Consider the following 23307-nt stretch of genomic DNA (forward strand, 5'->3'; position numbering starts at 1 on the left):
ATCACCCACTACCCCCAACTCCACCCAGACCAGCGGCGCCTGCTCGGCCACCTCGGCCTCACCGAAGATGAAGTGGCCCGCTTCCACACCCGGCCGCACCGCCGCCGCCCGCTCGCCTGTCGACGACGCTGAAAACGCTCATTAACCTCGCGGACGATCACGCCGGGGTGACGCCCGGAGACGGACCGCGCCCGGAGCCGGACGATGTGAGGCACCCGGAACTCGATGGCTCCGGGAACGCATCCCTGCGGAAAAGCGGCCGGCAGCGGTGGTAGTGCCTGCACTACCACCGCTGGGCAGCGCGCGGGATCGATGCCTGCTACCCGTCGGGACAGGCTGGAATCCAGGAATTGGGAATCGTCCAGCAGGGAGTTGTCCCGTGTCGCACACTCGTACTTCAAGGCCCCGTAATCGTCGGCGGTCGGTCCTGGCGGCATCGACGCTCGTGGCACTCGGGCTCACAGCGATGGGCATCACCACTGCGAACGCCGACCAGACCCCCACCAAGTCGGGTGGTGCGGTGCAGAAGAGCCTGAACGCTCTTGTAAATGACGATGGCTTTCCCGCCGCGCTGGCCTCGGTGCAGGACCAGACGGTCACATCCGCAACTACACTGCCGGAGTGGGCGACCGGAAGACCGGTTCCAAGGTCCCAGTCGACGGGCAGGTGCGGATCGCCAGCTCCACCAAGATGTACACGGCGATCGTCGTCCTGCAGCTCGTCGGCGAGGGAAGGATCAACCTCGACGCGAAGGTCGACACATACCTTCCGGGCGTTATCCGCGGACCCGGCGGCGACGGCCGGAACATCACCGTACGGCAGCTACTCCAGCACACCAGCGGACTGCCCAACTACACCGAAACCATGCCGAAGTTCGCCGAGTGGCGGCACACCTACGTGGAGCCTGACGACCTGCTCGAGATGGCTCTGAAGGAGAAGGCGTCGTTCGCGCCTGGCGACGGCTGGGAATACAGCAACACCGGCTACACCGTCGCAGGACTCATCGTGCAGAGGGTCGCCGGCCGTCCGATCGGTGAGGAGATCACTCACCGGATCATCGACCACGTCGGCCTGCGGCACACCTACTGGCCGGACGCCGGCAACCAGACCATCCGCGAAGCCCATCCACACGGCTACGCGTCCGATGTCCGCGGCGGGCCGCTCGTCGACGCCACCGAGGTGGACCCCTCCTGGGGCGGGGCCGCCGGGCAGCTCATCTCACGCCCAAGCGATGTAAATCGTGTCCTCACTGCCCTGCAGGACGGCAAGCTGCTGAAGCCCGAGCAGCTGAAGCAGATGCAGACCTCGGTTGCAACCAAGGGACTCCCCGACGGCTGGCGCTACGGGCTCGGCCTCGTCGAGATGAAGCTGAGTTGCGGCGGCGTGGCCTGGGGCCACGGCGGCGACTTCGACGGCTACGAGAACCGCAACGGCGCCACCGCGGACGGCCAGGCGGCCACGGTCGCCGTGACAACCCTTCCCTCCAGTCCGGAGTCTGCGGAACACGTCAACGCTGCTCTCGACACCGCACTGTGTGCGCGGTGACCCGAACATCCCCCACCCACCACCTCCGCCACTCGCAAGGGGAATTCCATGTCCCATCGTCGTAACTCGCTGCTCGCACTGAGTGGTGTCGTCGCCGCTCTTGCGCTGACCGTGCCCGGTGCGAGCGCGCTGGAGAGCCGTGCCGACGCCTCCGTGAGACAGCAGACGCAGGACGCACAGGGTGGCCGCACCGACGCCGCCGTGCGCAAGAGTCTGAAGGCACTGGTGGCCAAGGACGGCTTCCCCGGCGCGCTGGCCTCACTGAGTGACCAGAACGGGCACACCCGCAACTACACGGCCGGCGTGAGCGACCTGAAGACAGGAGCCGAGGTGCCGGTCGACGGTCGGCTGCGGATCGCCAGCAACACCAAGATGTTCACCGCGACCGTTGTCCTGCAACTGGTCGGGGAGGGCAAGGTCGACCTCGACGCGCCGATCGACACGTACCTGCCGGGCCTGGTCCGTGGTGAGGGGATCGACGGCCGGAACATCACTGTACGGCAGCTGCTCCAGCACACCAGCGGACTGCCCGACTACGACGAGGAAGTCTTCCGGGATTACCTCACCAAGCAGCAGCACCACTACTTCGAGCCGCGCGAGGTGCTCGACCTGGCCCTGACCAAGAAGGCCCTCTTCGCCCCGGGCACCAGCTGGAGCTACAGCAACACCAACTACATACTTGCCGGCCTGCTCGTGCAGAAGGTCACCGGCCGGCCGATCGGCGAGGAGATCACCCACCGGATCATCGAGCGCATCGGCCTGCGGCACACCTACTGGCCGGGCGTCGGCGACCAGACGATCAAGGGCCGGCACCCGCACGGCTACTTCGCGTCCGCGCCGAACACCCCGTACACGGACGTCACTGAGAACGACCCCTCCGCGAGCTGGGCCGCGGGCCAGCTGGTCGGCACCCCCAGTGACCTCAACCGCTTCCTCAGCGCGCTCCTCGACGGCAAGCTGTTGAAGCCCGCGCAGCTCAAGGAGATGCAGACCACCGTCGAAGCCCCCGACCTCGACACGGTCGGCGACGGCCGGTACGGTCTCGGCCTCGCCACCTTCAAGTTGAGCTGCGGCGGCTTCGCCTGGACTCACGGCGGCAACGCCCCGGGCTTTACCACACGCAACGCTGTAACGGCGGACGGCCGGGCGGCCACCATCGCGGTCACCGCGCTTCCGACGACGCTCCCCGCCGCGGAACACATCGAGGAAGCCCTCGACACTGCGCTCTGCAGCTGAGCGTCGCTCGTCCTGATCTGGGCCGCCCTGGCAAGGCGCGGACGCCACCGCCTACCTCGCTCGGATGCTCACCGACCCCGCCGCGTACGCAGGGTCTACGCTATGGCCGCGGCCACCGCACGATCTTCGTTTGTCCACACACCAACCGATGATCACGCGGTGGCCGTACCCGTTCCCGGCCAGGTACGGCCACAAGATCGCGAAACCAGACTGGAATACTAAGCCAGGGGTTCCCAGGTGAAGGCACCATCAACGCGCCGGACCCGGCCGAACGGGACGTCGGCGAAGTGGATACCGAACCCCATCATCCCCTCGTCGGCTAGCCGACCGAGCACCCGGCGCCGGAGCTTGGACGACTCGCCGTCCGCGGCCTCCCCCACGATCACCCAGTCCGGGTGGGCCACCTGCGCCGGAGAGTGCAGGACGTCGGCGAACGCAAGCAGCCGCTGACCGCGGGACGTCACCTCGTATCCCATCTGCCCGGCCGTGTGGCCGGGTAACGCGATGGCGCGCACCCCCGGGAAAACCTCGTCCCCGTCCGTCACGATGCGCAGCCGTGCCGCGAGGGCGTCGGCGATCTCCTCGGTCACTCCGAACGTCGTGTGTCGGTCGTCCCATTCCCTCTGCGAGACGAGGTACGCCGCATGCCCAAAGGCAGGGCCCGGCATGTCCGGCCCCGGGTGGGCCGCCCAGCCCAAGTGCTCCATGTGGAGGTGGGTGATCGCAACTGCCTCGATGTCTTGCGGGCTACGACCGAGCTCGTAAAGGCTGTCCAGGAGCGAACCCCCGTACATGGTCGCCATGCCGTGCTCCATCATGGAAACCGGTTCAGCGAACGGACCGTAACCGGCGTCGACAAGCATGGCACGCTCACCGTGTTCGATCAGCAGACCACCGGCGCTGATCGTCAACCAGCCGGACGAGTCCAAGTACTGGCCGTTCTCCGCCCACGTCTCGTCCGATGTCGCCGGGTAGAGGCTGCGCGGGACCATCTTCACCGCGCCGTCGGGCACATAGCTCACTCGGAGGTCCCCCACTCGCAGTGAACGGATGCGCGCCGGCTGGCGCAGCCTGTCCATGATGTCCAGACTCTTCAATTCCTCTTCCTCCTCGCTATCGGTCATCTTCCATCAGACTAATAGTTTCATCGATTGGGGTGCACGTCCCCTGCATGGCACCGACGGTGACTGCACAAGCGCATCCTTTTTGGCGGCTTTTGGCACATAGTGGGCGCAAGGAGGCGAGGGAGACCCGGGAGAGGTGCTCAATAACATGAGACTAATAGCTCAATAGCGTAGTGACGCCCCGCGCGGACGATCGCCGCCTACACTTCCTCGCGTGAAGGAGAACGGTGACGGGTCCCAGGCAGGGACGGATGGCGAACCAACCGCAAGGGACTGCGCGAGCGGGGCCGCCGATGACTTGTCCGCTACCGCGTACGCCGTCCTCGGGGTCCTGTCCATCAACGGTGAAATGCTCTCGGCCGGCGAGATCAAGCAACGGACGGCCTTCGCCCTGCGCTTCTTTTATTCGGCACCCGCCGTCAGCCACATCCGCCGCGAGCTACGGCGTCTGCTCGCCCTGGGCCTGGTCCAGGACAGCGAGGTGTCGCTCGGCGGCTCCCGCCACGCCCAGGTCTTCCGCATCACCCCCGCGGGCGAGCACACCCTGCGGCAGTGGGTCGCCGAAGGGGCCGATGCTGCCGTGACGGTCAAGGACCCCACACTCCTCCGCATCTTCCTGGGCCGCGGTGTGCCGCTGCCGAGGCTGCTCGCACTCGTCGACGCCCGCCTGCGGCGGGTGGACGAGGACATCCGCGATGTGCTCTGGGGCCACCGCCGGGCCGCGGAGATGGGGCTGATCCCACACCAGGACCGTCGATACACCATGGCCGTGTCGCAATACACCCTGCGGGCCCTGTACTTCGAGCAAGGCAATCTCCGCCAGCTCCGCGACACCCTCGCCGGCTACGACGAGGAGTCGTTCCAGCAAGACAACAGGTGGCCGCGCGAGGAACTCAGCTTCCGCCCCTCGGACGTCCCCCAAGACCCCGCTTAGTACTACAGCAGCACTTCGCTGTTTTCCCTGGTCAGGGGCGGCTTGGGTGAGTGTAGTGAGCTGGTTGCCGGCCCGTGTTCTTTTTCCCGGGCCGCCCCTCGATCGTGTGCAGCCGACGCTGATAGTGGCAGCGGCGGGCGACGGCTTGGCGTCGTCTGCGCCAGTGTGACCATCTCAGTGTGCGTGCGCTGATTTAGGGCTGGTGAACGGCGCGGGATGAGTGGCCAGTTGCCAGGAGTCGCCGAACTTCTGCCACAGTGAGGGGTGCGAGGCAGGAACCGTTTCTGCTGCCCCCTTTGCCGCGGCATCGGCGGCCATGACGGACAGGAAGGCATGCGCCAGCATGGCCAGGGTGATGTGCCGCATCCAGCCGGTGTAGTGGCGGACTTCGTACTGGTCGAGGCCGCATTCGTTCTTCGCTGCCTGGAAGGCTTCCTCAATCTGCCAAGCACACTGCACCTATGAATGGGTATCAGGTAGCTGAAGTGCCGGTTATCGGGCGTGAGGGCCTCTTGCGGCTGGTCTCGGTAGTCGAGCGGCTGCGGGCTCGGCAGGGTGAAGAGGAGAGCGAGTCGTCGTGGACGACGCAGGGGGCTGCTGCCCCAGAGCCTGACCCGTCAGGGCCTGGGCGAGGAGGTGTGGGCGGGGCTGCCGGAGGTGAACCGGCTGCTGGCGGTGCGATGGCTGGCGGTGCTGGCGGGCCGGGCTCTTGCGGAGGCGGCAGCGGGAGCGCCGGTGAGCGATGAGGCGGGCCGGTCATGACGGCGCTGCTGCCGCGGGAACGGTCGGGGAGCAAGGTGACCGACCGGCAGCTGACCAGGCTCGCGGTCGTCTACGTGCGGCAGTCCAGCATGCAACAGGTCGCGGATCACCAGCAATCGACCCGGCTGCAGTACGCGCTGGTGGACCGGGCCGCTGCGCTGGGCTGGCCCGCCTCACGGGTGGTGGTGATCGACGAGGATCTGGGCCGTTCCGGGGCCAGTACGGTCGGACGCTCGGGGTTTCAGCGCCTGGTCACCGAGATCGGGCTGGACCATGTCGGCCTGGTACTGGGCATCGAGATGTCCCGCCTGGCACGATCGGGAAAGGACTGGTATCAGCTCATCGAGTTGTGCGCCCTGTCCGGTGCACTGCTGGCGGACACCGACGGGGTCTACGACCCGGCCGAGCACAATGACCGGTTGCTGTTGGGGCTGAAGGGGACGATGGCCGAGGCCGAACTCTATCTGATCAGACAGCGGATGCAGGCCGGGCGGGTGAACAAGGCCCGCCGCGGAGAGCTGGCCGTGCCGCTGCCGATCGGCTACGTGCGCCGGCCGTCCGGCGAGACGGTCCTTGACCCTGACGAGCAGGCACAGACCGTGGTGCGGCTGGTGTTCACGAAGTTCGCCGAGCTCGGCACCCTGCACGCGGTGCTGCGCTGGCTGGTCGAGCACGGGATCGAGCTGCCCGTCCGGTTGCGCCAGGGCCCGGACAAGGGCGATCTGGAGTGGCGGCGGCCGAACCGGATGACGCTGCAGTGCCTGCTGCACAGTCCGGTCTATGCCGGGATCTACGCCTACGGGCGCCGCCGCATTGAGCACCGCCGGCAGCAGCCGGGGCGCCCGTCCACCGGCAGGGTGGTGCGTGGTGAGGACGAGTGGCTGGTGTTCATCCCCGACGCGCTGCCTGCCTACCTCACCATCGAGCAGTACCGGGCCAACCTGGCCCGGCTCGCGGTCAACGCCGCCCGGGCCGAGACCCCCGGCACGGTCCGCAGCGGCCCAGCGCTGCTGACTGGGCTGGTGCGATGCGGCCGCTGCGGCAAGCGCATGACCGTGCGCTACCACCAGCACTCGGGCAGCGCCCGCCCCGACTATGTGTGCGCCCGGCAGATGACCGATTACGGGGCCGGGGAGCGCTGTCAGGCCCTGAACGGGGCCTGCGTGGACGCCTTCGTCACCGCGCATGTGCTCGCGGCTCTGGCCCCGGCCGCGCTTGAGGCCTCCTTACGCGCCACCGAGCAGGTCCTGGCCGAACGGGCCGAGCTGGTGAAGATCTGGTCCCAGCGGCTGGAACGGGCCGCGATCAGCGTCGACCGGGCCCGGCGTTGTTACCGTCTCGCCGAGCCTGAAAGCCTGGTCGTACGGCAGTTGGAGAAGGACTGAGAGCAGGCCCTGGCCGCCCAGCAGACCCTGCAGGAGGATTACGACCGCTTCACCCGGACCCGCCCGCGCACCCTCACGGCCGCCGAGCAGCGGGCCATCACCGCACCGGCCGGCGACATCGAAGGTTTATGGCGTGCTGCGACGACCACCGCCGCCGACCGCAAGGAGATCATCCGTGCGCTCGTGGAGCAGGTCACCGTCACCGTGCTGGGCATCAGCGAACGCGTCACCGTCACCATCACCTGGGCTGGCGGCCAGACCACCACGGGCGAGACCACCCGCCCCGTCGCCCTCCTGCAACAGCTCAGCTACTACCCGCAGATCAAGGAGCGGGTCCGTGAGCTGGCCGGCCAGGAACACCGCGCCGAGGCGATCGCCCGGCGCCTGCACGCAGAAGGCTTTCGCCCGGCCCGCGGACGCGGGGACCGGATCAGTGCCACCGCGGTCAAGGAGAGCCTGCGCGAACTCGGCTGCCTGCCGCCGCCCGCCCCCGGCTGGCCCCGCCGACCGGGGAAGAACCCGGCCGCGATGAGTGGTGGCTGGACGACCTCGCCGCCGAACTCGACATACCCGCAGTCACCCTCTACTCGTGGATCTACCGCGGCTGGGTGACCGCCCGCAAGGAATCCCGGCGCCCTCACCGGTGGATCCTCCACGCCGGACCCACCGAACTCGCCGAACTCCGCGAGCGACGCACCCGCCCGCCCGGCTGGTACACCCGACTCCGCTGGACCGACACCGAACCGCCCGCCCCGGCCCAAGACGAAGATCAGACAGACATCACCTGTTCGAATGGGCCCGTCGCCTCCTTCAACAACATGGCGACTCCTTCGCGCGCTCCGCTGCTCGAGCACCCGGATCGCGGACCTCGTCCAAACGGTTCTCACCCCCATTTGACCAAATCAGACCGATGATGGAGAAAAGCTCACGTCTGAAACGGATTTGCCATGGTGCTGCGCAACACTGTGGACATCAACCGTAGATAGGAACGGTCGATGAGGTACCGAAGTGATAGGCCGAGTACCATTAACGGTCTTCCGATCTCGGCGATTTAGGGTTCGGGAAACAGGGCGCCGATCATAATCCATTTTTCCGTCCAAGTCGCGAGTTCGGCGCGCACTATCAATGAGCTTTCTTCCCAGGCTTCCGCAAGTCGATCCGCAGCGACACGAATGTTTCCGTCATGCACTCGCAGGGCGATCCACATGGCAGCCGCCTCGGGCGGGCACAGAAGCACCCCCTGTGCAGTTACAAGGAGCAACTCCCCACTCGTTAATATCGAAGTTTTCACTCCGGAGCCGAAGTGAAATGATGAAAAATGTGATTCTCTCAGCGCACCCTCCATAAGATTTGGTATTCTCCATCATGCTCTGTTCTCCATCGGCTAGAAGGGCAGTACAGCTGACGCTGGACCCTTAGCCGACTGATCTCCGGCCAGCAAAACACCGGCAGGAAAGTCGGGACGGTCCACTGCCACGAGACCCATGTATGTGGTGCGTCCCCATTGGGCCGTACAGTCGACCGATATGCCACACTGCAGGAGGCGTTCCTCGAGCCGTACCATCCTGGCCTGCAACGCTCTGCGACTCATCGGTCCCTCTGCCGTGCCTAGCATCAGACACAGATCGTGACAGCACCACGGCCGCGACCCAGCACAAAGGAGGTCGAACAGGACCTGCTGGGAGCGGTGTTGTGGACGGAGAAGGGCGTACTCCCACGCATCCGCCATCGCCCGCTGCGGCGCGGGCTGCCTCATGTCCAACCACCGGCGCTCCGCGGCGATTCTGCTGCCGAGCTCTTTGGGGGACGTATCGCGGGGAACGACGTTGGCGGCCCCCGCCGACAGGAGTTCCGCGGGCTCTGTGCGGTCGGGTACGAGCACAAGCACGGAGGAAATTCTGCTGAGCACGCGTACGCGTTCTTCGAGGCCTTCGCTCCAGCGGCGACTCGGCACGTCCAGGACGGCGAGCGGAATGCCGGCCTCGTGCTGCAGCAGGGCGCCATAAGCAAGTTCGGAGCCCCACGCGTGACTCAGGGGAGGCAGGACATGCTGACTGCGCATGGCACGGAGCAGGGGCGCCGTCTCCTGTCGCCCGAGCGAAATTACGACGCTCACAGGATAGGTGACGTTCTCCTCGGTCACAGGTGAGCGAGTGGCTGCTGGGTCGCGGATTTCAGCGATGAGCATGGAAATGCCTCAGCCAGCCACGTCTCGCGGGCATCCCAGAGGGAGCGTTTTCACAGGCAGAGTGCTCCACCCCGGCCCTCCCGCCCGCCGGCGGGGCAACCGCACTCAAGGGGGCAAACGTACCTGTACCTTCCCGCATCTCCTTCTGGCCTCCGTCCGACACTTGACCTGGGTTCGGTGCTCTGCGCGCAAACGGGCACTGCGCGATTCCCGCGGCAGGATCCAGGGGGGCACACGCGTCTACGCCCCGCCGTTTCAGGTGCGCCGCCCGACGAGGCGCGGGTAACGCCACGCAACACGATGAGGATCAGCCAGCCGCCGTCCACGGGCCCGAAGCTGCGGGCGACATCGGCTCGCTCCAGCGTGTAACCCCTGTGGAGGTACTGGTGCGCGCCGAAACACACGCCATATCAACGCCCTTTGTAAGGGCTGCACTGTTGGCACCGTCGGTGACTCTAGGCACAGACTCACCGTTCCCTGCGGGCAGCTGAGCAAAAAACGGCACGGAAGACCACCAAGGCTTTCCCGTCTGTACCGACGACGAGTAAACCGGTCGAGGACGCGAGATATCCCATGGCCGTCGTCGGGAGAGACCAGTGCGGTGCGAAGGCACCTCGTAATCCGACGGAATCTGGTGCCGGCGACGCGCCAGTGGAGAGGGCGTCAAGGACCACCGCACGCTGGAGGAGTTGACGCTGGCCCGCGACATCGACACCGCTGCCGCAGCCCTGGTTCAGCCCCTCCCCTTGACCCGTTCGGCAAGACCAACGTGCAGATCAGCGCATCGACTTGGACGTATGGTACCGGCCCCCTTCCGGAGGCGATCCAGTGCCGTACGGCCACAACTGCTGGCTCTCCGGGAGGTCGTGTTCCGGCTGAGTCCCATGTTCGGAAGTGTGCTGGCCATGTCGGCCCTCCTGTCCCTGCGCCTCCGTGATCGACACGCTGCGACTGACCCGGGCCACGGTGAAAAACCTCCCCGCGTACACCCTCGACTTCCTGATCAAGCACCTCGGGCTGGACCTGGCCGGTCCGCCGAGGCGGGGCCCCGACCGGCGACCGGTATCGAACCGCGTTCGACGCCTACATCGCAGCGCAGCTCCTGGTCGTTCTGGCCCGCCAATACGACACCTTCGAGGACGTGGTGGCTGCCGCCGTACCTCCCGGGCTGCCTGGAGCCCCGAGCCGGAGCCGAATCTGACCTTGTGGTGACCGGCTCTGGCTGATGTGTGGGACTGCGCCGGGGGGGTCCGCCGGTGAACGAACTGGCCACACATCCGTCTGACCCCATACGCCGCGCCGGAACTCGACGCTCTGCCCCACTACTACCGCGCCCGCCGCAGACCCTGGTGATCAAAGTACCCATGGTGGCCGCCGCCGACTACATGCACGCCGTCCGCCGCACCCTCGCCGACGTTCTCGACCGGCACCTCAACACGCCGTCCCGGCCCCCGGACCCGGGCCGTCCTGGGGCTCGCCGTCCGGGACAGGGCTCAGCCCCGCCATGAGTTCCGCGAAGGCGCGGGCGGCGTTGCCAGAGGTGAAGAGGCGGTCGAGCCTGGCGCGGGCCAGGCCTCGGTGGAAGGGGCCTGAGCGGGTGTCGTCGCCGGCGTCGTGGAGGGTCCGGGTCAGCCAGTGGGAGAACTCCTGATCGTTCCAGACGCGGCGGAGGCAACGCTGTGAGTAGGTGTGCAGGCCGGTGTCGTCGTGATTGAGGACGGAGTCCCGGACAGCGCGGACGAAGATGTCTGCGTCGTGGAGGGCGAGGTTCATACCCTTACCTCCCAGAGGGGAGACGATGTGGGCGGAGTCGCCGACGAGGAAGAGGCGGCCGTACTGCATGGGATCGTGGACAAGGCTGCGGAGCCGGAAGACCTCGCGGTCGGTAATCGGGCCGGGGACGAGGGCGGGATCGGCGAGCCGGGTGCGCAACGCCTCCCAGATGCGATGCTCGGGCCAGGCGTCGGGGTGGTCGTCGGGCGGGCACTGAAGGTAGTAGCGGCTGGTGTGCGGGCCGCGGGCGAAGTGGGCAGCGAAGCCATGCGGGCTGACGGCGAAAAGAGGGCAGGCCGGGGGCGGCGCGTCGGCGAGGATCGTGAGCCAGCCGATGCCGTGATCTAAGGTGTGGGCGGTGAGGACGCCGTCAGGGACGGTGGCACGGCTGATTCCATGCTCACCGTCGCAGCCGGCGACGAAGGCGCAAGTGATGGCACGCAGCGTGCCATCGGCGGAGCGGTAGCGGACGGTGGGGCGGTCGTCGGCCAGGTCGTGCAGGGAGATATCCGCGGCCTCGAAGCGCAGGTCACCGCCTTCGGCGAGGTACACGGCGGTGAGATTCTGGACCAGCACCTGCTGGGGACAGAGACTGGCCGGGGGACCTTCGGAGCCGTCGTCACTGGACACCAGGTGGCTCACGCCGTCCACCCGGAACTCCAGGAGGCCGCTGGACGGGACGCCTCCGACGACTTGGTCGGCCAGCCCCCAGGAGTCGAACATCCGGACGGCGCGGGCTTCGACGATGCCGGCCCGCTGCCGCTGCGCCACGTGCTCGCGGGTCCGGCGTTCCAAGATGACACAGTCGATGCCGCTGCGCCGCAGCAAGTTGGCGACGGTCAGTCCAGCTGGGCCCGCACCAATGACCACGACGGTCGCGGAGTCCGGCGACTCCCGCAACCTCGCACGCTCTTCCACTACTTGACCACCTCCAGTGTCAACACAGCTGGGTATCGGACGTTCGAATTGTTGAACCGGTATGAGGTCAGCACCCATCGCGGTCTAATCGACTCCCGCTCGGTGGGCAGGGGCAAGATTGCCGTGGGCCCGCTGGGATCGATCTGGCGCATCCCACATTGGGTGTGCCACGCAGAGCGGTGTCGACGGTCTGCAGCCCGATTGTGGACGGCTCTCGCCACGCAAACCCCATCCACCTGTCACTACGGGATCGCAACTCAACAGGGTTCGATCTTCACCAGTGACTGGCTTGAAGACGTTCACCTGACGCAAAACCGCTCCCATGTTCAAGCGCGTATGTACCCCGGCGCGGGCAACGGGTCAGCACCAAGTGGCGGCCGGGGTGAGGAGCCACGTCGCGTATTGCGGACGTCGGGACTCCCTCACCGGCGGTGATCAGGCAGGTGGCGGCGTCCGGGACCTGGGCGGTCGGCTGCCGCTCCAGCACGTGGATACGTTTGGTCAGGCCCGCGGGCGAGATGCGCAACTCGCGCGCCGCCGACGTGAAGTTCCGGGTCTGTGCGAGAACCACGAAACTCCGTACCCCCCGTTAAGTCCAATTCCCTGGCCTATCAGTGTGCAGGCAGACAGTGCGTCCGCAGAGACACTGGCGAGGTTGATGATGAAGCCGTTGCCGGCATTCACCATCTCGGGCAGGAACTCTGCAGTCAGGTGCACCGGCGCCATAACGTCTACGGCGATTCCGGTGGCGAGCTGTCCGGGATTCGCGCCGGGGAACAGGGCGAACGAGCCGATCCCGGCATTGTTGATGAGGCTCGTGACGTGGACGCCCCAATCAGCGACCGCCTGGTGAAGCTCGCGTGCGGCGGTCGGGTGAGAGAGGTCGGCTGGGATCGCGCTGCTGCAGGTCGCCAGCCACGCGACCACAGCCAACCTGATCTCGGGCGGTGTGCTCGCGCTGCTGCCCTACCCAGAGCAACTCGCCGCTCTGCACAAGGACATGACGTTGCCCGACGGGCGTGGAGGAGATGCTGCACTACAACGGGCCGGTGAAGGCGGCGACCTTCCGCTTCGCCACCGAACCTGTCGACATCGGCCGCACGGGATCCCCGGCGACTGCGAGCCGGTCCTTGTCCGGTGCGGCGCGGGTGACAAGGCCGCATACGAGTGGACTTAAGTGCAGACCTGCTCTCCTTTCGGGACAGCGAACCCACCATGGCCGTCGTATGCCGCAACCGCACTGTAGAGTCCTCCCGACCGAATTGTGCGAGGGGTTTTCGGCGCGCACTCGTGGTGACGCCACGGCACCCTTTCTTTTTGTTCCGTCGCAATCTCTGAACATGCGAAACCCTCGCAGCATCGGGGCTTTTTCCATACGGCACTGTATCCACCGATGCCAAAGCACGTGGATCAGTAGATATCGAGAACCAAAGACGAGGCACATGCGGTGAACATGCGTACCCAGTGGCCGACCCTGCTCGCTCCCGTGGCGCTGGCCTTCGCTCTGCTGACAGGGTGTTCCGTGTTCGGCGGCCCGCCGCGGCTCGTAGTCGGGATGTCCGATGACGTGCTGGCCACGGACCCGGCCTCCGGCTATGACCCCGGCTCGTGGCTGCTGTTCGACAACGTCTTCCAGACCCTTCTCAGCTTTCCCAGCGGCGGCACGGTGCCGCAGCCAGAGGCCGCCGAGGCATGCGGCTTCACCGACGGCCACGCCCGGATCTACCGCTGCACCCTCAAGAAGGGCCTAAAGTTCAGCAACGGGGACTCTCTCACCGCCGAGGACGTCAAGTTCTCCTTCGACCGCACCGTGATGATTGACGACGACGCCGGACCGGCGGTCATGTTCGGCACCCTGGACCGCGTCGAGACACCCGACGACAGGACCGTCGTCTTCCGGCTGAAGGTCCCCGACGCCGCCTTCCCCAGCAAGATCGCCTCCGGCGCCGGCTCCATCGTGGACCATCGGCAGTACCACAAAAAGGAACTGCGCACCGATGGCCGCGCTGTGGGCTCCGGCCCCTACACCCTGGAACACCTCGACAAGAACGAGGCTGTCTTCTCGATCAACAGCCGGTACAGGGGCACCGCCAGGGTAAAGAACTCCGGCATCACCCTGAGGTTCTTCCACGGCGACCAGAACGCTCTGAAAAGCGCCGTGCTCGGCGGCAAGGTGGACGTCGCCTACCGCGGCCTGACCGCCCGCGATATCGCCGACCTCGGCCTCCGGCACGGCCGCAAGGACATCGACGTCGTCGCGGGCAGCAGCGCCGAGGTCCAGCACCTGGTCTTCAACCTCCGCGACCCGGTGGCCGGAAAATTGGCCGTCCGTAAGGCCATCGCCTACGTGCTCGACCGGAACGCCCTGGTCAACAAGGTTTATCAGGATACCGCCATCCCGTTGTACTCGATCGTCCCGGCAGGCATCGGCGGACACACCACCTCCTTCTTCAACACCTACGGCGAAAACCTCTCCTCGGGCAAGGCGGCCGCCGTACTGCGCGCCGACGGGATCACCGGGAAGGTGAAGCTGACTCTCTGGTCCACCCCAGTCCGCTACGGTCCCGCCACCGACCAGGAACTGAGCGTGATTGCCGCACAGCTCAACGCCAGCGGGCTGTTCGACGCCGACGCGAAGTCCGTGCCGTTCGACCGCTACGAGACGGACATCGCCGCGGGCAAGTACGGCGTCTACGTGAAGGGCTGGGTGCCGGACTATCCCGACGCCGACAACTTCACCGCCCCGTTCTTCGGCAAGGACAACGTGCTCGGCAACCACTACGAGAACCGCACCCTCACCGACAAGCTGATCCCGCTCACCGCCACCGAGACCAACCGCAGGAATGCCGACGCGGTTTTCGGCCAGATCCAGGACATCGTCGCCCGCGAGATCCCAGTCCTGCCGATATGGCAAGCGAAGCAGTACGCGGTCGTCCGTGGCGACGTCCACGGCGTCGAATACTGCCTCGACGCATCCACGGTCTTCCGGTTCTGGGAACTTGGCAAGAACTGAGGCCGGCCCGCGGTGCGGCGGCGCATCTCCTGCCGGGTGTTGCTCGTGTTGCTGACCTTGAGGAAACCATTCGACCCCGGCCCGACCACCGACCATGAGCCCTCGACCATGGTCACGATGGGACACGAAGTCCGTGGTCGGGGTCACGGGGAGCCGACGACGGCCATCGCGTCCGGCGGTGATCCCTGGACCGGTGACCGTTGTGCGATCACGTGCCGCCTTGCCACAGGGTCCGGCAACCGATGCGCAGACCGAGGCTGGCCGGGCCGTGGCAGAGCTTCTGTGCAGTGCGCCAGACGGACCTGCGCAAGAGAAGATCGGGAACGCGCGGCGATTGCGCAGCCGACCCAGCACATCGCCACTGCGCAGGATCCTCAGGGCGGTTGCGCAACAACCAAGATCAGCCATCACTGACACACCGTTCATGCGACGGCGACACGGCGCCCACACCACAGACGCGACCGCGTCGTCGGTGGCCAGGTTATGGATCGCTTCGACCTTCTTCTGGACGCTTTCCGGGGAGTCGACCTTCCAGCTCACCACACGTTTCGCGCTGTCGTGCGTCCAGCGGGGCTCCCCGCCGCGGGGGTCGGGCGGGGGTTGTTCACCGCCTCGAACCGCTCCTCAGGATCCGGGATGCTGGCCAGGATCTTGTGGATCGTGTGCGAGACGTCTGTCCGCCGGCGCTCCTTCGGCCAGCGGGAGGCGACCTACCGGTAGTCGCGGACTGTGGAGGACGACAGGCCGATGTCCTTGGCGAACATGCGGATGACCTCGCTGACCGTGAACAGGTCGTCCTTCCCGGAGGGGTTCGCACCCCCATACGAGCGCATCGGCTCGATCTCCGTAGCCGCGTCGCCGATCCGCCACTAGGGCGTGTTTCGAAAGTGCTGGTCACAGCCACTCGTTGATGGCTGCGACCAGCACGGTCGCCTCGTAGCGGACGGCGAGCTTGTCGTACCTCGTGGCCACCGCACGGTGGCGCTTGAGGCGATTGATCCCGCACTCCACCGCGTGGCGCTCTTTGTAGTCGGCCGCGTCGAACTTCGGCGGCCGGCCACCGTGGGAACCGCGCTTTTTGCGGTTAGCGATCTGGTCGCGCTTCTCCGGGATCGTGCAGCGGATGCCGCGCTTGCGCAGGTAGGCGCGGTTCGCGCGGGAGCCGTACGCCTTGTCGGCACGCACCCTCTCCGGCCGGGTGCGCGGGCGACCCGGCCCGAGCCGGGGCACCCGGATTCTGCCCAGGACCACCTGGAACTGCGGGGAGTCACCGCGCTGCCCGGCCGTGATCACCAGCGACATCGGCTTCTGGGCCTGCTCGACCGCCAGGTGGAGCTTGGTCGTCAGCCCGCCCCGGGAGCGTCCGAGCCCGTGGTCGTCGGGCTCGGTGAACACACCACCTGGCGGCTCGACCTGCAGATCCCCTTTTTGCGGGCACCCGCCGCATGCTGGTGGGCGCGTGCGACGGTCGAGTCCACTGAAACGTCCCAGGTGATCAGCCCCTCGGCGTCGGCCCGGGCCTGCAGCTGCTCGAAGATGCGGTGCCAGGTGCCGTCCCGCTGCCAACGCCGAAACAGTCCGTACACCGTCTCCCACGGTCCGTACCGCTCGGGCACATCCCGCCACGGAGCACCAGCGCGGGTACGCCAGCGAATGCCGTCTATCAGCTGCCGCTTGGTGTGCACCGGTGGCCGTCCGGACTTCTTCCCAGCGGGAAGCAGGGGCTCCAGCTTCGCCCACTGCGCATTCGTGAGATCGTGCCTCCCCATGAAGTGGATCTTGACACATCAAGATCCACTTCTGAAACACGCCCTAGGCGGCGCTCATCGTGGCGGCCCAGTCCCGGCCCAGCTTGACCAGTTCGTCGTAGCGTTCCCGGGTCACGCCGCCGATCATCTTGGGCATCCGGACACCTCCCCCACGGGCCCGGGATCCACACCCTGCCGTGCCGTCAACTCACCCGGGCAGCCCGTCATTTCGCGCCCTCCGGCGACCTCCGGCCTCCGGAGGGCGCTCGGCCCCGGCGCACGGAGCGACCCTGCCCGCCGGATGCGCGGCCTCACACCCCGCTCTGCTGCGTGCGCCGCTTGTGCCAGGCCCGTTTTGCGACAGCAGGGAGAGCAGTACGTTGCCGAGGCAGGATGTTCGACGCCGACCGTCCAGGACGCCCCGCACTCCGGGCAACTGGCCGTCACGCCGGCCTTCGCCGCCTCGGACTTCACCCGCGCCCGCCGCATCCGTCGCCACTGCCGCGAACGGCAGGCAGTCGAACAAAACAGGGCCGTCGCCTTCGCCGACGGCATCAGCGGACCACCGCACCCACGGCACAACCGCGGCCCCGCATCGTCGTCCGTGACCATGACCAGCCGCAGCCGGGGCGCCCCATCCCTGCCCATGCCGCCACCGTACGACCGAGGGTGAACCGCGAAGCCCGGTTCACGTGCTCGGTCTTCCCGGGCCTCAGCGTGTCCGGGTTGTCGGTGCCGGCAGCAGGCCTTCGGCCCATGCCTCCCCAGGGGACAGCCAACGCAGTTCCCCTTCGGGTGTCAGGTGAGGCGTCAGCTCGTTCACGGTTCCTCCGAATTCCAGGGTGTCGGCAACCTGGTGCAGGTAGGCGCCGAGCGAGGGCCACCCATCGTCGAACTGACCGAAGATAGCCAGCGGCTGCTCGAACATCCGCCAACCCTCAACCATGTCATGTCCGGATCATGAACAGCTTCTAACCTTGACTCTGGCTGACGAACTACCGGTAGCCCCCCCCTCCCACCACCGCTAACAGTCCGAGCACTACCGGCAGTTCAATCGCGCGCACGAACGACGCCGCACCCCGGTGAATGCGTCTTCGCCCAGCTCACGGCCCGACGGCTCCGACAGCAAGCACGGGTTTTCACCCGCCGTAAAGGTAAAACAATTTGATTCACCTTAAGCAACTTAAAGCATTAGGATGAAAACGATTAATCGACTCCTATTGCAATGTAGTCGAAATTTCCATTCACGTCGCTTGTTATTAGTTTGAGGGGAATCTGATGTCTACCGAGGGCCGTTCCCAGGTGCGGGAGCCGCTGCCAGTTTGCCGCTGTCAACCCTGTACTTGAGAGGCGTGACAGTGTTTCCTCAAAAGGCGACCCAGGGTTGCCATTCGCCGCGAATAATTCCCTTCCCAGATTCGGGTTCTCTGTAAAGCGCGCATCGAGTTCTCTAATGAATTCATTCTCCCATCCAGTTTGCCGCAGTTTAGCATTTATGTCTGCGTGCACGTAGGGAACCGCTTCATCTTCGTCGAGACTCAACCTAATTCCGTAATAGTCAAATGCGTGCTGCAGGTTTGGTGTGACAAAATCCAAATGCACCTCACCGCGAAAGATGTGAAACATAAGGTCGCCGATTGGGCATTCCGTATTACGATCCAAAAGCACAGTGTCGCCCCGGCTGGGTAGATTCCCGCCCGTCGAAGGATTGTCGCACCATTTTTGGATCGCTACTGCATAGCACTCCGGCCCTAGTTGGGCTGCTAAATTCCGTATCATTTTAGGGATTTTCCCCTTCGATGTATGTGCGGTGTCGCCGAGACTCACAACGTAGCCAGGTGATCCGCGGTTCAAATGACTTCACAAAGAAACGTAGGAACCTTGGTGTACGACCGTAAATCGAGCTAGCCTCGAAGGTTCGTGATGGTCTGCCGACGGAGTCGGTGGACCGTTTTTGGGCTCATCGCAGACCAGGGTGTAGTCGCGGTCTCAAGCCGCCAGCCTCGAGCAGTGATCTAGCGATGTAGTTGGTGAGGTTGCGGAAGCCGAGTGTGCTGCCGCGGAGGTGTTCGAGTCGTCCGTTGATCGCCTCGGTAGGCCCGTTGCTGGTGCCGGGCCGGTCGAAGTAGGCGAGCACGTCGGCGGCGCGCTTCTTCAATGTCATCAGCTCGCGGCCACGGCGTCGGTCCTCTTCGCGGTAGGCAGTGATCATGCGTTGGTAAATGCCCCAGGTCGCTTCAACCTCGACGTGACGCTGGTCGGCGAACAGCGCCGTGAGTCGGCCGATCTGCTTGTCGGTGAGGAGCTTGGCGCCGGTGTGCAGGGTCCGGCGGCATCGCTAGAGCGGGTCGCCGGTGCGGCCACGGTGGCCGTGGATGGCCTGTTGGACGCGTCGCCGGCAGCGGTCGAGTGCGTCACCGGCCAGGCGGACGACGTGGCAGGGGTCCATGACCGCGGCCGCAGTCGGGATCTCTTCGGCTGCAGCGGTCATGAAGCCGGTGAACCCGTCCATGGCGACGACCTCGACGGCGTCGCGCCAGGCCGGGGCCCGGTTGACTAGCCAGGTCTTGAAGACCTGCTTGGAGCGGCCTTCGACCATGTCCAGCAGGCGCGCTGGGCCGGTTCCGGCGCGCACGGCGGTGAGGTCGATGATGACGGTGACGTACTTGTCGCCGCGGCGGGGGTGGCGCCACACGTGCTCGTCGACGCCGATGGCGATAACGCCGTCGAAGCGCTTCTCGTTGTTGATCAGGACTCGCTTGCCTTCGGCCAGCACGGCGTCGTTGGCGGTGTTCCACGCGACGCCGAGCCTCTCGGCGACCCGGGCCACGGTGAGGTGTTGGCACACGATCGCCTCGAGTGCCCACCGCAGTCCGCGACGCGACAGCTTCGCTCGCGGCTCTGCAGCCTTCGTGGTGCCTTGGCGCCACACATGACCGCAGCCGGTGCACCAGTAGCGACGGATCGTCACCAAGTGACCAGGTACTCGTCTGAGTGCGCCACTGAGTACGAAGTTATGTGCACCACTGCTCAGGCCACGTCGGAGTCCCGCTCGATGGCCTGGAGGCGGTTCTTGAGCCGGTAGCTGTTCCCGTTGATCGAGACGACTTCGCAGTAGTGCAGGAGGCGGTCGAGGATCGCGGTGGCCAGGACCTCGTCGCCGAAGACCTGGCCCCATTCATCTGGGGCTGGCACTTGTTCGTTCCCGGGGATCTGTGCTGCCACCGGCCCGTATCCATCTCCTCCTGTTCTCGTTGGTTCTCGTGGTGGGACTCGGATTCTCCAGGTGCCGCCTTGACCGTTCAGGCGCGAGGAAGGTGTGCCGGTGGCCGGGACGAGACTGCAGGTCATAGCCGGAGGGGCGGTTCCGCAGGAGCCGTTGAGTACGGACCCCTGGCAGTTCCAGACGATGTGCATCGACGCGTTCGTCGCCTCGTGGCGGGCCCGCGGGTTCAGCCCGGTGACCATCGACAACGACATCGGCCTGCTGGAGCGAACGCTCAAGGCCCTGGGGCGGCCCGCATGGGAGGTGACCCCGGAGGACATCGACCGGGTCGTCGGCGACCTCGCCGTCCAGGGCCGCAAGACATCGACCCGGCGCGAGTACGTGCAGATCTTCAAGGGCTTCCACCGGTTCCTCCAGGCCCGCAAGGCTGCCGAGATCGAGGCCGCCTTCGGTGTCCGACTGGTCTGCCCCATCGACGAGTTCAACGCCTCGCGGCATGTCGGTGACGACTCACCGGCCCTGGTGCCGCCGCCGACCCCGGAACGGGTCGGCGAGTTCTTCGACTTCATGAAGCAGCGGATCGCGACCGCGCGGAAGTACGGCCCCGCCGCCCGGGACTATGCGATGTTTCGGACGCTGTATCACGCCGGGCTTCGCTCGGAAGAGGCTTCCTTGCTGGAGCGGCCTGATCTGCACTTCACCCGGGGGCCGTTCGGCAAGCTCCACGTCCGCTTCGGCAAAGGCGCCCACACTTCCGGGCCCAGACCGCGCTGGGTGCCCATGCTCGACGGCCTCGACCTGGTCCTGCGCTGGTTCCTGGAGGACGTGCGGCCCAAGTTCCCTGATTCACCGGTGCTGTTCGCGGACGAGTCCGGCGGCAGTCTCCATCGCGGGACGATCCGCAACCGGCTGCGCTATCTCATGCAACTCGAAGGCCGACCTGCAGCCGAGTGGTTCAGCCCGCATGCCCTGCGTCGAGCGTGCGCGACCCACAACTACGAACGCGGTGTTGACCTGGTGGCCATCCAGCAATTGCTCGGTCACTGGACCGTCAGCTCGACCATGAGATATGTCCGGCCGTCGGCCACCTTCATCGAGGACGCCTATCAGCGGGCGGTGGCCAGCACACTCGCCGAACTGACCGGGAAGGAGTCAACGGAATGAAGATCCAATGGCGCCTGCGGATGGCCGCCGCACAGCGCGAGGTCTGGACCGGCACCGAACTGCGACGTCTGCTGGCCGAGAAGGCCGGCCTGGAGCTGTCCTCGGCGTCGGTGTCCGCGCTGTTCACCAAGGAGCCCTCCCAGGTGAAGATGACCACCCTGGCCGCGTTGTGCACCGCACTGGAGTGCACTCCCAACGACTTGATCGAGGTCGACACCACGCCGGTCGAACGGCCCGTCGTCCCGCCCCGTCCGGTCGCCGAACTGCCGCGAGCTGCCTCCGCGCGCGGTCGGTCGATGCCACCCATGTGACAGGCGGCCGACGTGGGGAAGAAGCAGCGGGACTGCGTCACTTGTGGCGCCCCGGTCGGGTTCCTCGACCGCGAGCACTGCTGCCGGTGTTGGCGTCGTATGAAGGAAGAGGCCGCACGATCGACATGTCCGTCCTGCGGCCTCGAGAGAGTGCTGCAGCAGGACACCGGCCGGTGCGTCCTGTGCTCGCGTATCTGTGAAGAGTGCGGTCACCCGGTGCGGGCGGCGGACAGCCGACTTTGCCGGGATTGCCGGAACAGAGCCCGGCGACTGGCCGCCCAGCAGACGTGTCCGCGCTGCAGCCGGCCCGGCTATCTGCGCGAGTCGACCGGCTGGTGCGGGTCGTGCTCACGGCCCCCGCCAGCGAAGAAGCCGCCGCGGGTCTGCCGCGAGTGCGGGCAACTCCGACGCCATGCCGGACTCGGCCTGTGCTCGACGTGCTGGCAGAAGCATCCCGCCCGACCGTTCATCCGCGGCGATCACCTGCGAGAACAACTCGCAGAACCGCCTTGGTGGCTCGATGACTTCGTAGCGCACGTCGCAAGGCGGCACTGCGTCTCGCGGGCCTGCGGATTCGTCACCGAGCTCGGCCGGCTCCTGCGGGACGAGCACTCCAATTCGCCGCAGGCCCTGCTGGAGCGATCCCGCAGACCGGGCCGGTCGATGGGATCCTTCGCTCGCGCTCTGGAGGACTTCTTCACCCGTCATGGCCTGGCACTGCCCACCGACCAGAGCGAACGCCTCGCGGCAGGCCGCCGCCGACGGCGCCTCGATGCCGTCCCCGATCCTCTGCGGCAGGCCGTCACGGCCTTCGATGCCTCGCGGATGCGGGCCCAGGAGCGGGCCCGCCGGGCCGGCACTCGGCCCCGCAGCAACCACACCCTGGAAACCGCCCTGGCCACCCTGCGAGACCTCGCCCACTTCCTCATCGCCGAACGAGCCAAGGACGGCTGGGAGTTGGTCGACGTGCACGACATCGAGGCGTTCTTGAACACGCTGCCCAGAGCACGCAAGCGACGGCTGACCGTGCTGCGGCAGTTCTTCCGCTTCGCCCGTGCCCAGCACCTGGTGCTGGTCGACCCGACACGCGGACTGACCGGGGACGAAGCCCGGGGGTTCCGCGGTGTGACGCTCACCCTCGACCAGCAGCGCGGCCTCTTCCGGCGCTGGACCACGGACGAGACCGTGCACCCCCACGAGGCCCTGGTCGGCATGCTCGCTCTGCTGCATGGCGCCTCCAGCACCGAGGCCCGCCTGCTGCAGATCGACGACATCGACGAGACCACCCAGAGCCTCCGCCTGGGCAAACGGCCCTGTCCCGTGCCGATGGACCCGGCGTCCTGGACAGTCCTGCAACGCTGCCTGGCCCACCGCGAAAGCTGGCGGACCGACAACCCGCACGTCATGGTCACCAAAGGAACGAAGGCCGGGCGGAGCCCGGCCTCAACTGCCTATCTGTCCCACGTTCTTGACCCTTGTGGCTTCCCGCCACGGATGATCCGCAGCACCCGTCTCCTCGACCTGGTGAACACCATGGACCCCAAACTCGTCGCCGCCGCATTCGGGATGACGGCCGAATCAACGCTGATCTATCTCGCCGACCATGTCGACGACGGGCGCCTGCCGAACCCGTGAAACTTTGGCAGCACCTCGCACGGGTTCGTCGGAACATGTGCGCTTTGCCGAAGGTCTTGTTCGAGGTCAGGATGATCGAGCCCTTCTCGTAACGCTTGGAGATGACCTGGAAGACCAGGTTCGCCTCGGCCCGTTCCAGTGGCTGGTAGTCCACCTCGTCGACCACGAGGACGCTGGGGCGGAGGTAGCTGGTGAGCTTGCTGATCAGCCAGCCCTGGTCCTCGGCGGCTTTGAGGTGGCGGACCATGTCGTCAAGGCTGGTGAAGTAGATCGAGTAGCCGGCCCGGCAGGCCGCGACGGCCAGGGCGACGGCGTTCAGGTCAGGGCTGGAGAAGCCCCACGGGT

At 66.5% G+C, this 23307-nt stretch carries 14 protein-coding genes and 8 pseudogenes; 10 read left to right on the forward strand and 12 right to left on the reverse strand.

The window, feature by feature from the left end:
• Positions 1-621 precede the first annotated feature (621 nt).
• Together ACWCQ1_RS45185 and ACWCQ1_RS45190 are read left to right on the forward strand one after the other, a co-directional pair.
• Entirely contained in the window at positions 622-1545 is a 924-nt protein-coding gene (locus ACWCQ1_RS45185) for a serine hydrolase domain-containing protein (protein ID WP_451029241.1), read from the forward strand.
• 48 nt (positions 1546-1593) lie between these two features.
• Positions 1594-2781, forward strand: coding sequence for a serine hydrolase domain-containing protein (locus ACWCQ1_RS45190; RefSeq protein WP_451029242.1), 1188 nt, complete (start codon positions 1594-1596; stop codon positions 2779-2781).
• A 218-nt stretch (positions 2782-2999) separates the two neighbouring features.
• On the opposite strand, the gene ACWCQ1_RS45195 is transcribed toward ACWCQ1_RS45190, so the two are convergent.
• Positions 3000-3794, reverse strand: coding sequence for an MBL fold metallo-hydrolase (locus tag ACWCQ1_RS45195; protein ID WP_451029243.1), 795 nt, complete (start codon positions 3792-3794; stop codon positions 3000-3002).
• 409 nt (positions 3795-4203) lie between these two features.
• On the opposite strand from ACWCQ1_RS45195, the gene ACWCQ1_RS45200 reads away from it, so the two are divergent.
• Entirely contained in the window at positions 4204-4839 is a 636-nt protein-coding gene (locus tag ACWCQ1_RS45200; protein WP_451029244.1) for a hypothetical protein, read from the forward strand.
• A 174-nt stretch (positions 4840-5013) separates the two neighbouring features.
• On the opposite strand, the pseudogene ACWCQ1_RS45205 reads toward ACWCQ1_RS45200, so the two are convergent.
• Positions 5014-5286 (reverse strand): annotated as a pseudogene (locus tag ACWCQ1_RS45205) (IS701 family transposase); the annotation flags it as partial.
• Positions 5287-5597: 311 nt separating this feature from the next.
• On the opposite strand from ACWCQ1_RS45205, the gene ACWCQ1_RS45210 reads away from it, so the two are divergent.
• From ACWCQ1_RS45210 to ACWCQ1_RS45220, 3 genes and pseudogenes are all read left to right on the forward strand, one after another.
• On the forward strand, positions 5598-6986 hold the full coding sequence (locus tag ACWCQ1_RS45210) for a recombinase family protein (protein ID WP_451029245.1): 1389 nt from the start codon (positions 5598-5600) through the stop codon (positions 6984-6986).
• Between the two features lie 183 nt (positions 6987-7169).
• Entirely contained in the window at positions 7170-7598 is a 429-nt protein-coding gene (locus ACWCQ1_RS45215) for a hypothetical protein (protein ID WP_451029246.1), read from the forward strand.
• Positions 7599-7802: 204 nt separating this feature from the next.
• Positions 7803-7900 (forward strand): annotated as a pseudogene (locus ACWCQ1_RS45220) (IS5/IS1182 family transposase); the annotation flags it as partial.
• Between the two features lie 2705 nt (positions 7901-10605).
• On the opposite strand, the gene ACWCQ1_RS45225 reads toward ACWCQ1_RS45220, so the two are convergent.
• The 3 genes and pseudogenes from ACWCQ1_RS45225 to ACWCQ1_RS45235 form a co-directional block, all read right to left on the reverse strand.
• On the reverse strand, positions 10606-11847 hold the full coding sequence (locus ACWCQ1_RS45225) for a 4-hydroxybenzoate 3-monooxygenase (RefSeq protein ID WP_451029266.1): 1242 nt from the start codon (positions 11845-11847) through the stop codon (positions 10606-10608).
• 502 nt (positions 11848-12349) lie between these two features.
• Positions 12350-12436, reverse strand: a pseudogene (locus ACWCQ1_RS45230) (helix-turn-helix domain-containing protein); the annotation flags it as partial.
• A 122-nt stretch (positions 12437-12558) separates the two neighbouring features.
• Positions 12559-12792: pseudogene (locus tag ACWCQ1_RS45235) on the reverse strand (hypothetical protein); the annotation flags it as partial.
• A 520-nt stretch (positions 12793-13312) separates the two neighbouring features.
• Between ACWCQ1_RS45235 and ACWCQ1_RS45240 the strand changes: the two are divergent.
• On the forward strand, positions 13313-14878 hold the full coding sequence (locus tag ACWCQ1_RS45240) for an ABC transporter substrate-binding protein (RefSeq protein WP_451029247.1): 1566 nt from the start codon (positions 13313-13315) through the stop codon (positions 14876-14878).
• Between the two features lie 423 nt (positions 14879-15301).
• Here the strand turns inward: ACWCQ1_RS45240 and ACWCQ1_RS45245 are convergent.
• The 6 genes and pseudogenes from ACWCQ1_RS45245 to ACWCQ1_RS45270 form a co-directional block, all read right to left on the reverse strand.
• Positions 15302-15564: pseudogene (locus ACWCQ1_RS45245) on the reverse strand (DUF6192 family protein); the annotation flags it as partial.
• A 24-nt stretch (positions 15565-15588) separates the two neighbouring features.
• Positions 15589-15711 (reverse strand): hypothetical protein, encoded by a 123-nt coding sequence (locus tag ACWCQ1_RS45250; protein ID WP_451029248.1) that lies wholly within the window; start codon positions 15709-15711, stop codon positions 15589-15591.
• A gap of 61 nt (positions 15712-15772) precedes the next feature.
• Positions 15773-16647, reverse strand: a protein-coding gene (locus ACWCQ1_RS45255) for an IS5 family transposase (protein WP_451029249.1) whose coding sequence is annotated in 2 segments (ribosomal slippage) — positions 15773-16255 and positions 16258-16647 — 873 coding nt in all. Because the reading frame shifts where the segments join, the coding sequence is not laid out codon by codon here.
• Between the two features lie 691 nt (positions 16648-17338).
• Entirely contained in the window at positions 17339-17554 is a 216-nt protein-coding gene (locus ACWCQ1_RS45260; RefSeq protein WP_451029250.1) for a hypothetical protein, read from the reverse strand.
• 1032 nt (positions 17555-18586) lie between these two features.
• A pseudogene (locus tag ACWCQ1_RS45265) lies at positions 18587-19600 on the reverse strand (ISL3 family transposase); the annotation flags it as partial.
• Positions 19601-19656: 56 nt separating this feature from the next.
• Positions 19657-19806, reverse strand: a pseudogene (locus ACWCQ1_RS45270) (ATP-binding protein); the annotation flags it as partial.
• A 145-nt stretch (positions 19807-19951) separates the two neighbouring features.
• Here ACWCQ1_RS45270 and ACWCQ1_RS45275 point away from each other — a divergent pair.
• From ACWCQ1_RS45275 to ACWCQ1_RS45285, 3 genes are all read left to right on the forward strand, one after another.
• Positions 19952-21016, forward strand: coding sequence for a tyrosine-type recombinase/integrase (locus ACWCQ1_RS45275; protein WP_451029251.1), 1065 nt, complete (start codon positions 19952-19954; stop codon positions 21014-21016).
• Positions 21013-21327 carry a helix-turn-helix domain-containing protein gene (locus ACWCQ1_RS45280; RefSeq protein ID WP_328541437.1) on the forward strand — a complete coding sequence of 105 codons (315 nt, stop codon included), beginning with the start codon at positions 21013-21015 and terminating at the stop codon, positions 21325-21327. Before ACWCQ1_RS45275 ends, ACWCQ1_RS45280 begins: the two co-directional genes overlap by 4 nt.
• A 663-nt stretch (positions 21328-21990) precedes the next feature.
• Positions 21991-22962, forward strand: a complete 972-nt coding sequence (locus ACWCQ1_RS45285) for a tyrosine-type recombinase/integrase (protein ID WP_451029252.1) — start codon at positions 21991-21993, stop codon at positions 22960-22962.
• A gap of 43 nt (positions 22963-23005) precedes the next feature.
• Here ACWCQ1_RS45285 and ACWCQ1_RS45290 read toward each other — a convergent pair.
• Positions 23006-23275 (reverse strand): annotated as a pseudogene (locus ACWCQ1_RS45290) (ATP-binding protein); the annotation flags it as partial.
• Between the last annotated feature and the right edge of the window lie 32 nt (positions 23276-23307).

It is taken from the genome of Streptomyces sp. NPDC002144 (assembly GCF_053593695.1).